The following is a 13,394-nucleotide window of genomic DNA, read 5'->3' on the forward strand; positions in this document are numbered from 1 at the left end:
ACGCTGCAATCAAGGCGCGCCCGGCGCAGCCGGGTGGGCTAACCGGCCGCCGCCGCGGGTTCTTCGGTGTGGCCGTAGGCTAAGGTCGCATACGTCTCCTTCGCCAGCGCATGCACCTCCCGCGCCGGGCGGTCCTTGAGCAGGTGGTTGCTCCACACCTGGCGCCACAGGCGTGCGCCGGGCAGGCTGTGGCGCAGGCCCAGCATGTGGCGGGCGATGTGGGGCCAGGGCGTGCCGTGCAGGGCGGTCTCGCGCTCCATGTACTCCACCATGGCCAGCTCCACCTCTTCGCGGCTCAAGGGGCAGGGCGCGCCGCCGTAGTAGAGCGCGTCCCAGCGGGCCAGCCACCAGGGGTTGTGGTAGGCCTCGCGGCCGATCATCACGCCATCCAGGTGGGCGAGTTGCTCCTGCACCAGCGCATCTGCCTGGATGCCCCCGTTGATGGCGATGGTGAACTGCGGGAACTCGGCCTTCAGGCGGTGCACCACTTCATAGCGCAGGGGCGGGATGTCGCGGTTTTCCTTTGGGGAAAGGCCCTGCAGCCAGGCGTTGCGGGCATGCACGATGAACACGGTGCAGCCAGCCTCGGCCACGGTGCCGACGAAGTCGCGCACGAAGCCATAGTCCTCCTCTTTGTCGATGCCGATGCGGTGCTTGACGGTGACGGGCACGTCGCTGCCGACCGCGTCGCGCATGGCCTTCACGCCGTCGGCCACCAGCTGGGGCGCCTTCATCAGGCTGGCCCCAAAGGCGCCGCGCTGCACGCGGTCGCTGGGGCAGCCGCAGTTGAGGTTGATTTCGTCATAGCCCCATTGCGCGCCCAGGCGCGCGGCCTGCGCCAGCTTGTCGGGCTCGTTGCCGCCCAGCTGCAGGGCCACCGGGTGTTCCTCGGCGTTGTAGCGCAGGTGGCGCTCGGTGCCGCCATACAGAATGCCGCCCGCGTTCACCATCTCGGTGTAGAGCAGGGTGTGGCGCGTCAGCAGCCGGTGAAAGTAGCGGCAGTGCCGGTCGGTCCAATCCATCATGGGGGCGACGGACATGCGCCAGGGGCTCAGGGTGGGGTCCACGGGAACTCGGAGGGGGCGGGGTGGGAACAAGGAGGGAGACGGGCGGCAGCGTGGCGCGCCTCGTCTTGTGCAAGGCCGCGATTATCCCACCGCCGCCCGCCCGGCGTGAAGCCAGGGTTATGATTAAAAATGGCCCCTACCGCTTTACTGTATTGGGGTTATAGCTATGTAATTCATAGCATTCACTAGGCACCCACGCTTCTGCGGTCAATCTTGCGGCTGAGCACGATGCTGGTCTGGGTCTGGTGCACGCCCTCCAGCTGGCCCACCCGGTCCAGCAGGGCGTCGAGCTGCTCGTGGCTGGCGCAGCGCAAAAACACCAGGTAGTCGAAGGGCCCGCTCACGGCCGACACCTCCTCGACCTCGGCCACGGATTCGAGCGCACGCAGCACGGCCGGCGCCGCCTTGGGCAGCACGCTGATGGAGCACCACGCGCGCACGGTGGTGGCATCGAGCCGCGTGCCCAGCCGCACGCCATACCCGGCCACGACGCCAGTGCGTTCCAGCCGCGCGATGCGCGCCACCACGGTGGTGCGGGCCAGGCCCAGCTTGCGTGCGAGGGTGGCGGTGCCCTCGCGGGCGTTGGCCTGCAGCAGGCTCAGCAGTTGACGATCGGTGTCATCGAGGGTCTGGTTCATCTCTCAGGGGGCCATGAAGTCATGCTTCGCCTCATTTTCGTCGTTATGACGAGATTGAATTCATTATTCGACGTTTTGCCTGCTACACATTGACACTGGCAGTCCGTAGCATCGAGGCATCACAACGTGTTTGCTTCTCACCGCCAGCCTGCGCGGTGGGGCCACCAGGAGTACTTCCATGACCGCTGAAACCACCACCTCCGCTTCGCCCGACGCCCCCGGCACCCGCCGCGCCATCACCGTGCTGGGTGCGGGGCACATCGGGTTTGCCATCGCAGTGCTGCTGCAGCAGCATGCCAGCGAATACGAGGTCCTCGTGCTGGACCGCGACCCCGCGCGGCTGGCCGAAGTGGCTGCGCTGGGTGTTTCCACCCGGGTTTCGACCGACGATGCGAGCCTGCAGGCCGCCATCCACGGCCGTTTTGCCGTTCTCAATGCCTTGCCCTTTCGCCGTGCGGTGCCGGTGGCCACGCTGTGCGCGGCCGAAGGGGTGCACTACTTTGACCTGACCGAGGATGTGGCCAGCACGCAGGCCGTCCGCGCGCTCGCACCCACGGCGCGCAGCGTGCTGATGCCGCAGTGTGGGCTGGCGCCGGGGTTCATCGGCATCGTGGGCAACGACCTGGCCCAGCGCTTCGATGCCCTGGACTCGCTGCGCATGCGGGTGGGCGCGCTGCCGCGCTTTCCGCAGGGTGCCCTGCGCTACAACCTGACGTGGAGCACCGAAGGCCTCATCAACGAGTACTGCAACCCCTGCGAAGCCATCGTGGAGGGTGAGCGCACCACGGTGCCCGCACTGGAGGGGCTGGAGACGTTTGTGCTCGATGGCGTGGAATACGAGGCGTTCAACACCTCGGGCGGCCTGGGCACGCTGACCGAGACCCTGGCGGGCCGGGCGCGGCAGGTGGACTACCAGTCCATTCGCTATCCGGGCCACAACGCCATCATCAAGCTGCTGCTCAACGACCTGCGCCTGCGCGAGCGGCGCGACCTGCTCAAGGACATCCTGGAAACCGCGATTCCCACCACCCAGCAGGATGTGATCGTCGTCTTTGCCACCGCCACGGGCCAGAAGGGCGGGCGGCTGGTGCAGGAGTCTTACTCTGCGCACATCGTGGGCACCCAGGTGGCCGGCCACACGCTGAGCGCCATTCAGCTGACCACGGCGGCGGGCATCTGCACCGTGCTGGATCTGGTGGCGCAAGGCCGCTTGCCGCAGCAGGGATTTGTGGGGCAAGAGTCGGTGCGGCTTGAGGATTTTCTGGGCAACCGGTTCGGCGCCGCGTTCGCGGCTGCGGAAGAACGGGTGCCTTGACGCACGCAGGTGCAGCGGCCAAAGCAGTCGCGGCCCTGCAGCCACTGCGTCGCTCGGACCTCTTCACGACATGCTCAGCGCCCGGGCTTCTTGTACATGCCCTCGATGGCCTGCGCAAAGTGCGCCATCAGCGGGGCGCGCTTGAGCTTGAGCGTCGGCGTCATGAAGCTGTTCTCGATCGTCCAGGGTGAGAGCGTGAGGTGCACCGCACGGGGCACCGCATAGCGCGCAAAGCCGGCGGTGCTTTTTTCGATGCGCGCCAGGACGGCGCGGTGCACGCTGGGGTGATTCAGGCTCTTCGCGTCCTCCGGGTCCAGGCCCAGGTCGGCCGCCAGGCGCTGCCACTCGCCCGCGTTCGCCACGGCCACGCAGGCGATGAAAGGGCGGTTTTCGCCCACCACAAAGGCCTGCTCCAGCAGCGGGTCGGACTGCAGCGCCAGCTCCAGGTCGCCGGGTGGCACCTTCTCGCCCGTCGACGTGACGATGATTTCCTTGATGCGCCCGCGGATGTAGATGCGGCCACCCACGATGTCCGCCTGGTCACCGGTGCCCAGCCACCCCTCTGCATCCACAGTGCGCGCCGTATCCTCGGGGCGCTTCCAGTAGCCCTTCATCACGATCGGGCCACGCACCTGCAGCTCGCGGTTGTCGCCAATGCGCACCTGCACGCCGGGCAGCGCCCGGCCCACGCTGGCGGGGTCGTTGTCGCCCAGCGCGTTGACGGACACCACGGGGGTCGTTTCCGTCATGCCATAGCCTTGCACCAGCGGCAGGCCCAGGCCCAGAAAGCACTGAGCAATGGTGGGCGACAACGGCGCGCCGCCGCTCACCGCCACGCGCACGCGACCGCCAAACTGCGCCAGCAGCGGCGTGGCGACCAGTGCGCGCAGCAGCGGCCAGGGCAAGGCGCGCATAAAGCCGCCCTTGCCATCGTCGGCAGGCGCGGGCAGGTGCTGCTGGGCGCAGAAACGCGCCCAGCCCTTGGCCTGCGCGGCCTCAAAGAGCTGCATCTTCCAGGGGCTGGCCAACAGCTTCTCCATCAACTTGGCGTGGATGCGCTCGTAGATGCGCGGCACCGACACCAGCACCGTGGGGCGCACGGTCTTCAGGTCTTCGGCCAGCAGCGGCACCGAGCGGGCATAGGCCACGCAGCTGCCGGCCGCCATGGGCAGGTAGTAGCCGCCCGTGCGCTCGAAGGTGTGCGACAGCGGCAGAAACGACAGGAACACGTCGTCCACCGTGGGCGCGATGCGGTCCAGCACGGCTTTCACATCGCTGATCACGTTGTGGTGGGTGAGCATCACCCCCTTGGGCTTGCCCGTGGTGCCCGACGTGTAAACGATGGCGGCAAGGTCGTCGGCCGATGGCGGCACCACGGGCGCGGGCGGCGTGGGTGCATTTGCGCTGGCCAGCCACTGGTGCAGCGCAATGACCACGGGGCCGGATTCGCCGGGTGGGGCAGGTGCCGCAGCACCCTCGGCGACCACCACGGCGCGCAGGGCCGGAAAGGCGGTGCCGGTAGCGCGAATCTGCGCCCACTGCACCGCGTCACCCACCATCAGCATCGAGGCCTCGCAGTCCGCCAGGATGTAGGCGATGCTTCCGGGGTTGTCGATGGCGTGCAGGGGCACCGGCACACAGCCCGCTGCAAGGGCCGCCTGATCAATGCTCATGGCGTTCAGCCCATTGGGCAGCAGCACGGCCACGCGGGCCCCGGCGGGCAATTGCTGCGCGGCCAGGGCGCGTGTCCAGCCGGCCACGCGCTGCGCGGTGGCGGCCCAGCTCAGGCTTTGCCATGCCTGGGTGGCGGGGTCAAAGGCTCGGTACGCCTCGGCGTGGGGGGTGGCGGCGGCGCGGAAGGCCAGCAACTGCGGCAGCGTGCGCACGCTGGCGATATCGGGGGGTGTGGGAGACATGGAACCTGCGGTGAGGGCGAAGCGCCTGACAGGGCGCAGGCCAGGGAAAACCCGCAGGATGATACTGAGCCAAGTGGCTGTTGCAGGCGATTCGGCCCCTGGGTCGCCGAATGGTGCATTCCTGTTTCCGGAATGATCACCTCATCCAAGCGGCCGTGCGGGTTGTTGCGTCAGGCCGCCGCTTCCAGGCCCTGCGCGAAGTGCGCCTGCATCGCCTGCACAGTGGCAGCGGCGTCGCGCGCCACCATGGCCGCCAGGATGGTGCGGTGCTCCCGCAGCGAGTCTTCAATGCGCCCCTGTTTGAGCAGCGAGTTGTGCCGGTTGAGCTTCATCACCTTGCGCAGGTCGGCCACCATCTGGCTGCGCCAGCGGTTGTCGGCCAGCTCCAGCAGCAGCATGTGAAACCGCTCGTTGATGGCAAAAAAACGCTCGCGGTTGCCGGTGGCGGCCTCCAGCTCGGCGTGCAGGTCTTTCAGTGACTGCAATTGCGCGTCGGTGGCCCGCTCTGCCACCACACCGGCGGCGTCACTCTCCAGCAGGCTGAGCAGGTGGTATACGTCGCGCAGGTCCTTTTCGCTCATCTCCGTCACATAGGCGCCACGGCGCACCTTCATCGTGACCAGACCTTCGGCCGCCAGCACCTTCAACGCCTCGCGCAGGGGGGTGCGGCTGATGCCGAATTCTTCGGCAATCTTGAGCTCGTCAATCCAGCTGCCGGGCTCCAGCTCGCGGCGGAAGATGCGCTGGCGCAGTTGCTCAGCAACTTCTTCGTACAAGGCGCGGGGCGTGAGGGTGACAGCGGACATGGGGCGGATTGTAAGCGGCGCAGATATTTTGAATCAATAATTATGAATGATGTAAACTCGCCGCCACATCGGGAAACACCCCAGCCATCTTCGGAGCCCACCTCGCCATGAGTGACACCCCCCCTCGCAACACCCCAGAATTTGCCCCCACCTCTCTGGAAGCCTGGGCCAAGGCCGCTGCCAAGTCCGCACCGGGTGGCGACGTGAACGCGCTGAACTGGGTGACGCCGGACGGCATCACCGTCAAGCCGCTGTACACCGCTGCCGACACGCAGAACCTGCCTTATGCCGACACGCTGCCGGGCTTCGAGCCCTTCTTGCGTGGCCCGCAGGCCACCATGTACGCCGTGCGCCCCTGGACCATCCGCCAGTACGCCGGTTTCTCGACCGCCGAAGAATCGAACGCGTTCTACCGCAAGGCGCTGGCGGCCGGCGGGCAGGGCGTGTCGGTGGCGTTTGACCTGGCCACCCACCGGGGCTACGACAGCGACCACCCGCGCGTAACGGGCGATGTGGGCAAGGCCGGCGTGGCGATTGACTCGGTGGAGGACATGAAGATCCTGTTCAACGAGATACCGCTGGACAAGGTGAGCGTGTCGATGACCATGAACGGCGCGGTGCTGCCGGTGCTGGCAGGCTACGTGGTGGCGGCAGAAGAGCAGGGCGTGAGCCAGGACAAGCTCAGCGGAACCATTCAGAACGACATTCTGAAAGAGTTCATGGTGCGCAACACCTACATCTACCCGCCCCAGCCGAGCATGCGCATCATCGGCGACATCATCGAGTACACGAGCAAGAACATGCCCAAGTTCAACTCGATCTCGATCAGCGGCTACCACATGCAGGAAGCCGGGGCCAACCAGGCGCTGGAGCTGGCCTTCACGCTGGCCGACGGCAAGGAATATGTGAAGACCGCCATCGCCAAGGGCATGGACGTGGACGACTTTGCCGGGCGGCTGTCGTTCTTCTGGGCCATCGGCATGAACTTCTACCTCGAAGTCGCCAAGATGCGCGCCGCGCGCCTCTTGTGGTGCCGCATCATGAAAGGCTTCAACGCCAAGAACCCCAAGAGCCTGATGCTGCGCACGCACAGCCAGACCTCGGGCTGGTCGCTCACCGAGCAGGACCCCTACAACAATGTCGTGCGCACCACCATCGAGGCCATGGCGGCCGTATTTGGCGGCACGCAATCGCTGCACACCAACGCGCTCGACGAGGCCATTGCGCTGCCCACCGAGTTCAGCGCCCGCATCGCGCGCAACACGCAGCTCATCATTCAGGAAGAGACCCACATCACCAGCGTGATCGACCCCTGGGCCGGCAGCTACATGATGGAAAAGCTGACCCAGGACATGATGGACGCCGCCTGGAAGATCATCGAAGAGGTCGAAGCCATGGGCGGCATGACCCAGGCGGTGGACAGCGGCTGGGCCAAGCTCAAGATCGAGGCGGCGGCGGCCGAGAAGCAGGCGCGCATCGACAGCGGCAAGGACGTGATCGTCGGCGTCAACAAATACAAGCTGGCCAAGGAAGACCCGGTCGACATTCTGGAAATCGACAATGTCAAGGTGCGCGACGGCCAGATTGCGCGGCTGCAAAAAATCAAGGCAAATCGCGATGCAGCGCAGGTGCGTAAAGCGCTGGATGCTCTTACTTCTGCAGCAGAGTCCGGCCAGGGCAACCTGCTGGATCTGTCCATCCAGGCCATCCGCCTGCGCGCCACGGTGGGCGAGGTCAGCGATGCGCTGGAGAAAGTATTTGGGCGCCACCGCGCCGATACGCAAAAGGTGACCGGTGTGTATGCAGCTGCCTATGACTCGGCCGAGGGCTGGGACAAACTCAAGACCGAAATCAACGCCTTTGCCGACGAACAGGGCCGCCGCCCCCGCGTGATGATCGCCAAGCTGGGCCAGGACGGCCACGACCGGGGCGCCAAGGTGGTGGCCACCGCGTTTGCCGACCTGGGCTTTGACGTGGACATGGGGCCGCTCTTTCAGACCCCCGAAGAGTGCGCGCGCCAGGCGATTGAAAACGACGTGCACGCCGTGGGCGTGAGCACCCTGGCGGCAGGCCACAAGACGCTGGTGCCCGCCATCATTGCCGAGCTGAAAAAGCAGGGGGCGGACGACATCATCGTGTTTGTGGGCGGGGTGATTCCGGCGCAGGACTACGACTTCTTGTATGAGTCCGGCGTGAAGGGCGTGTATGGCCCGGGAACGCCGATTCCGGCCAGCGCCAAGGATGTGCTGGAGCAGATTCGGAAGGCTGTGGCGGCGTGATGGCATGCCCCAATGCCACCCCACCCGTTCGGGCTGAGCTTGTCGAAGCCAGGGCACAAATCTGTGACGGCCTTCGACAAGCTCAGGCTGAACGGTTTGAGGTGGTGCAGGCTGAGCAGTGTGGCGTGGTGCCGACGTTCGTTCTTATCAACGCCTGAAACATGCGCCCCTTTTACGTCTACATCCTGCGTTGCGCCGACGGGTCGTACTACGTCGGCCACACCGATGACATGGAGCTGCGCATGCAGCAGCATGACGGCGGCGAGGTGGGCTACACATCGCTGCGCAAGCCAGTGGAATTGATGTGGCACGGTGAGTTTGAAACCCGCGAAGGGGCTCTGGCTTTTGAATTGCAAATCAAGGGCTGGTCGCGGGCCAAGAAGGAAGCGCTGATGGCGGGTGATTGGGCGCGAGTTCAAGAGTTGGCACAGTCGCACGGCAAAGTTGCGAGCGCGCCCCGGCTTCGACGGGCTCAGCCCGAACGGGTAGGAGGAGACCATGCCAGCACGCCCCAAACCGTTCAGCCTGAGCCTGTCGAAGGCCGGACGAAAACAGCGCACCCCCTGTTTGAGGGAGTCATTGGCCAACCTGGCCCCCTCCAGCGCCGCGCCATGGCCAAGGCCATCACTCTGCTCGAATCCACCCGCGCCGACCACCGCGTGCAGGCCGACGAGCTGCTGACCCAGCTGCTGCCCCACACGGGCCAAGCCTTCCGCCTGGGCATCAGCGGTGTGCCCGGCGTGGGCAAGTCCACCTTCATCGAGGCGCTGGGCCTGTATTTGATCGGCCAGGGCCACCGTGTGGCCGTGCTCACCATCGACCCCTCCAGCACCGTGTCCGGTGGCTCCATCCTGGGCGACAAGACGCGCATGGAGCACCTCTCGGTGCACGAGAAGGCCTACATCCGGCCCAGCCCCAGCAGCGGCACGCTGGGCGGTGTGGCCGAAAAGACGCGCGAGGCCATGCTGGTGTGCGAAGCCGCAGGCTACGACATCGTCATCGTCGAAACCGTGGGCGTCGGCCAGTCGGAGACTGCCGTGGCGGGCATGACGGACATGTTCGTGCTCATGCAGCTGCCCAACGCGGGCGACGACCTGCAGGCCATCAAGAAGGGCGTGATGGAAATCGCCGACCTGGTGGCGATCAACAAGGCCGACATCGACAAGAACGCCGCCACGAGGGCGCAGGCGCAGATCACCTCCAGCCTTCGCCTGCTGGGCATGCACGGCAACCCCGACCACGCCAGCCACGGCGCACTTTGGCAGCCGCGCGTGGTGCAGATCAGCGCGCTGCTGGGCCACGGCGTGCAGGACTTCTGGGCCGCCGTCACCCAGTTCCGCACCCAGCAGACCGCCAACGGCCGCCTGGCCCAGCGGCGCGAGAAGCAGGCCCTGGCCTGGATGTGGGAGCGCATCGAAACCGGCCTCAAGCAGGCGTTTAGGCAGCACCCCGAGGTGCGCGCCCTGCTGCCGCAGCTGCAGGCCGACGTGGTGGCGGGGCGCATCGCCGCATCCACTGCAGCAAGAAATTTGCTTTTAGCGCAATCTGGACAAGCGCTGACAGCTACCAAATAGATAGCAAACCGTATCAACAAGACAGCATTTCACCGAAGGACGACCATGCAAGACATCCTGGACCAACTGGAGAAAAAGCGCGAACTCGCCCGCCTGGGCGGGGGCCAGAAGCGCATCGATGCCCAGCACAAGAAGGGCAAGCTCACGGCGCGCGAACGCATCGAACTGCTGCTGGACGATGGCACCTTTGAAGAGTGGGACATGTTTGTGGAGCACCGCTGCACCGACTTCGGCATGCAGGACAACAAGGTGCCCGGCGATGGCGTGGTGACCGGCTACGGCATGATCAACGGCCGCCTGGTGTTCGTGTTCAGCCAGGACTTCACCGTGTTTGGCGGTGCCTTGAGCGAAACCCACGCCGAGAAGATCTGCAAAGTGATGGACCAGGCCATGAAGGTGGGCGCCCCCGTGATCGGGCTGAACGACTCGGGCGGCGCGCGCATCCAGGAGGGCGTGGCCTCGCTCGGCGGCTATGCCGACGTGTTCCAGAAGAACGTGCTGGCCAGCGGTGTGATTCCGCAGATCAGCATGATCATGGGCCCCTGCGCCGGTGGTGCGGTGTACAGCCCGGCCATGACGGACTTCATCTTCATGGTCAAGGACAGCTCCTACATGTTCGTGACCGGGCCCGACGTGGTGAAGACCGTGACGCACGAAGAAGTCACGGCCGAAGAGCTGGGCGGTGCCGTCACCCACACCACGCGCAGCGGCGTGGCCGACATGGCGTTCGAGAACGACGTCGAAGCCATCATGATGCTGCGGCGCCTGTACAACTACCTGCCGCTCAACAACCGCGAAAAAGCCCCGGTGCGCAAGAGCAACGACCCGGCCGACCGCGTGGACCTGAGCCTGGACACCCTGGTGCCCGACAACCCCAACAAGCCGTACGACATGAAGGAACTCATCGTCAAGACGGTGGACGACGGCGACTTCTTCGAGCTGCAGCCCGAATACGCCAAGAACATCCTCATCGGCTTTGCCCGCATGGAGGGGCAGGTGGTCGGCATCGTCGCCAACCAGCCGCTGGTGCTGGCCGGTTGCCTGGACATCAAGTCGAGCATCAAGGCCGCGCGCTTCGTGCGCTTTTGCGATGCGTTCAACATCCCCGTGGTCACGTTTGTCGACGTGCCCGGCTTCATGCCCGGCACCAGCCAGGAATACGGCGGCATCATCAAGCACGGCGCGAAGCTGCTGTACGCCTATGCCGAGTGCACCGTGCCCAAGATCACCGTCATCACCCGCAAGGCCTATGGCGGCGCCTACGACGTGATGAGCAGCAAGCACCTGCGTGGCGACGTGAATCTGGCCTGGCCCAACGCCGAGATCGCGGTGATGGGCGCCAAGGGTGCGGTAGAAATCATCTTCCGCGAAGACAAGAACGACCCCGCCAAGCTCGCCGCCCGCGAGGCGGAATACAAGAAGCGCTTTGCCAACCCGTTCGTGGCCGGCGCGCGCGGCTTCATCGACGACGTGATCCTGCCGCACGAGACGCGCAAGCGAATCTGCCGCAGCCTGGTGATGCTGCAGAACAAGAAGATCGAGAACCCGTGGCGCAAGCACGGAAACATTCCCCTTTGAGCGGCACTGCCACAGCCCTTGGGGCGTCGTTGCCTGACCTTGTCGTAGCGCTGCTACTGCCTGCGGTCCAGCGCCTAGCCCCAACCGCTTTGCTGGGCTGTGCCAGCACCTAACCCAATACGTTTCGGGTAAGAGCCCTTGGAAAGAGATACAACATGTTCACCAAAATCCTGATTGCGAATCGCGGCGAGATTGCTTGCCGGGTCATCGCCACCGCCCGCAAGATGGGCATTCAAACCGTCGCCGTCTACTCCGACGCCGACAAGGAAGCCCGCCACGTCAAGCTGGCCGACGAGGCCGTGCGTATCGGCGCCGCGCCCAGCCGCGACTCGTACCTGCTGGCCGACAACATCATTGCCGCCGCCAAGCAGACCGGCGCCCAGGCGATTCACCCCGGCTATGGTTTTCTGAGCGAGAACGAAGCCTTCGCCCAGCGCTGCGAGGACGAGGGCATTGCCTTCATCGGCCCCAAGGCGCATTCGATTGCGGCCATGGGCGACAAGATCGCGTCCAAGAAGCTGGCCAACGAGGCCAAGGTCAACACCATCCCCGGCTACAACGACGCGATCAGTGGCCCCGAGCAGGCGGTGGAGATTGCCAAGGGCATCGGCTACCCCGTGATGATCAAGGCCTCGGCCGGCGGCGGCGGCAAGGGCCTGCGTGTGGCCTACAACGACAAGGAAGCGTTTGAAGGCTTTGCTTCGTGCCAGAACGAGGCGCGCAACAGCTTCGGCGACGACCGCATCTTCATCGAGAAGTTTGTGCAGGAGCCGCGCCACATCGAGATCCAGATTCTCGGCGACAGCCACGGCAATGTGATCTATCTGAACGAGCGCGAGTGCTCCATCCAGCGGCGCCACCAGAAGGTGATCGAAGAGGCGCCATCGCCCTTCATCAGCGACGCCACCCGCAAGGCCATGGGCGAGCAGGCCGTGGCGCTGGCCAAGGCCGTGAAATACCAGAGCGCGGGCACGGTGGAGTTCGTGGTGGGCAAGGACCAGGATTTCTACTTCCTGGAGATGAACACCCGCCTGCAGGTGGAGCACCCGGTGACGGAATGCATCACCGGCCTCGATCTGGTGGAGCTGATGATCCGCGTGGCCGCAGGCGAAAAGCTTCCGCTGACGCAGGCCGATGTGAAGCGCGACGGCTGGGCCATCGAATGCCGCATCAACGCCGAAGACCCGTTCCGCAACTTCCTGCCGTCCACCGGCCGCCTGGTGCGCTTTCAGCCGCCGGAGGAGACCATGTTCCAGGCCGACACCAGCAAGAAGCTGGGCGTGCGGGTGGACACGGGCGTGTACGAGGGCGGCGAGATTCCGATGTTCTACGACTCGATGATCGCCAAGCTCATCGTGCACGGCACGGACCGCAACGACGCGATTGCCAAGATGCGCGCCGCGCTCAATGGCTTCGTGATCCGCGGCATCAGCAGCAACATCCCGTTCCAGGCGGCGTTGCTGGCGCATTCCAGTTTCGTCAGCGGCCAGTTCAATACCGGCTTCATCGCCGAGCACTATGGCAAGGGTTTTCATGCCGAGGACGTGCCGCACGACGATCCACTCTTCCTGGTGGCCCTTGCCGCCTTCATGCACCGCCGCTACCGCGCGCGCGCATCGGGCATCAGCGGGCAACTGGCCGGGCATGAGGTGAAGGTGGGCGAGAAGTTTGTGGTGGTGGTGCTGGGGGCCGAAGGCAGGCACGAGCACCATGCGGTGACGGTCTCGGATTTTGAAGACCGCTCGGGCTCCAGCGCCATCGCCATTCAGGGCCGCAGCTATCAGATCAGCAGCAATGCCACGCTGGGCCAGATCCGCGTGCAGGGCGCCTGCAACGGCCAGGGCTTTACTGCGCAGGTGGAGCGTGGCGTGGGCAACAACCCGCTGGCACTGCGCATTGCCCACAACGGCACGCAGATCGAGGCCATGGTGCTGTCCCCCCTGGGGGCGCAGCTGCACCAGCTGATGCCGTACAAGGCGCCGCCCGATTTGTCCAAGTTTCTGCTCTCACCCATGCCCGGCCTGCTGGTGGATGTGGCCGTGCAGCCGGGCCAGAAGGTGCAGGCCGGCGAAAAGCTGGCCGTGATCGAGGCCATGAAGATGGAGAACATCCTCTTTGCCGCGCAGGATGGTGTGGTCGGCAAGATCGCTGCGGGCAAGGGTGAATCGCTGTCGGTGGACCAGGTGATTCTCGACTTCCAGTGAAATGCGCTGCGCCGTGG

Annotated in this window: 9 protein-coding genes and 1 pseudogene; 6 read left to right on the forward strand and 4 right to left on the reverse strand. The window is 65.4% G+C overall.

Features of this window, described 5'->3' with window-relative positions; all coding sequences use genetic code 11:
• Nucleotides 1–38: 38 nt before the first annotated feature.
• Both dusA and ACOQFS_RS17360 read right to left on the reverse strand, forming a co-directional pair.
• Nucleotides 39–1,067 (reverse strand): tRNA dihydrouridine(20/20a) synthase DusA, encoded by a 1,029-nt coding sequence (gene dusA, locus ACOQFS_RS17355; RefSeq protein ID WP_421564078.1) that lies wholly within the window; start codon nucleotides 1,065–1,067, stop codon nucleotides 39–41.
• 185 nt (nucleotides 1,068–1,252) lie between these two features.
• Nucleotides 1,253–1,705 carry an Lrp/AsnC family transcriptional regulator gene (locus ACOQFS_RS17360; RefSeq protein WP_421564079.1) on the reverse strand — a complete coding sequence of 151 codons (453 nt, stop codon included), beginning with the start codon at nucleotides 1,703–1,705 and terminating at the stop codon, nucleotides 1,253–1,255.
• 178 nt (nucleotides 1,706–1,883) lie between these two features.
• On the opposite strand from ACOQFS_RS17360, the gene ACOQFS_RS17365 reads away from it, so the two are divergent.
• On the forward strand, nucleotides 1,884–3,020 hold the full coding sequence (locus tag ACOQFS_RS17365; RefSeq protein ID WP_421564080.1) for a saccharopine dehydrogenase family protein: 1,137 nt from the start codon (nucleotides 1,884–1,886) through the stop codon (nucleotides 3,018–3,020).
• Nucleotides 3,021–3,094: 74 nt separating this feature from the next.
• Here ACOQFS_RS17365 and ACOQFS_RS17370 read toward each other — a convergent pair whose 3' ends face one another.
• Nucleotides 3,095–4,936, reverse strand: coding sequence for an AMP-dependent synthetase/ligase (locus ACOQFS_RS17370; RefSeq protein ID WP_421564081.1), 1,842 nt, complete (start codon nucleotides 4,934–4,936; stop codon nucleotides 3,095–3,097).
• A gap of 170 nt (nucleotides 4,937–5,106) precedes the next feature.
• Nucleotides 5,107–5,742: a GntR family transcriptional regulator gene (locus tag ACOQFS_RS17375; RefSeq protein WP_421564082.1), complete on the reverse strand. Its 636-nt coding sequence runs from the start codon at nucleotides 5,740–5,742 to the stop codon at nucleotides 5,107–5,109.
• Nucleotides 5,743–5,849: 107 nt separating this feature from the next.
• Here ACOQFS_RS17375 and scpA point away from each other — a divergent pair, with 107 nt between their 5' ends.
• From scpA to ACOQFS_RS17400, 5 genes and pseudogenes are all read left to right on the forward strand, one after another.
• Complete coding sequence (gene scpA / locus ACOQFS_RS17380; protein ID WP_421564083.1) at nucleotides 5,850–8,021, forward strand: methylmalonyl-CoA mutase; 2,172 nt, start codon at nucleotides 5,850–5,852, stop codon at nucleotides 8,019–8,021.
• A 161-nt stretch (nucleotides 8,022–8,182) separates the two neighbouring features.
• A pseudogene (locus ACOQFS_RS17385) lies at nucleotides 8,183–8,392 on the forward strand (GIY-YIG nuclease family protein); the annotation flags it as partial.
• A 192-nt stretch (nucleotides 8,393–8,584) separates the two neighbouring features.
• The gene (gene meaB / locus ACOQFS_RS17390) at nucleotides 8,585–9,595 is read left to right on the forward strand and encodes a methylmalonyl Co-A mutase-associated GTPase MeaB (RefSeq protein ID WP_421564109.1); all 1,011 of its coding nucleotides are present in this window, start codon (nucleotides 8,585–8,587) and stop codon (nucleotides 9,593–9,595) included.
• Between the two features lie 45 nt (nucleotides 9,596–9,640).
• Nucleotides 9,641–11,173 carry an acyl-CoA carboxylase subunit beta gene (locus ACOQFS_RS17395; protein WP_421564084.1) on the forward strand — a complete coding sequence of 511 codons (1,533 nt, stop codon included), beginning with the start codon at nucleotides 9,641–9,643 and terminating at the stop codon, nucleotides 11,171–11,173.
• A gap of 155 nt (nucleotides 11,174–11,328) precedes the next feature.
• Nucleotides 11,329–13,377: an acetyl-CoA carboxylase biotin carboxylase subunit gene (locus tag ACOQFS_RS17400; RefSeq protein ID WP_421564085.1), complete on the forward strand. Its 2,049-nt coding sequence runs from the start codon at nucleotides 11,329–11,331 to the stop codon at nucleotides 13,375–13,377.
• Nucleotides 13,378–13,394: the final 17 nt, after the last annotated feature.

It is taken from the genome of Paracidovorax sp. MALMAid1276 (genome assembly GCF_049198005.1).
Taxonomy (GTDB): Bacteria; Pseudomonadota; Gammaproteobacteria; order Burkholderiales; family Burkholderiaceae_C; genus Acidovorax.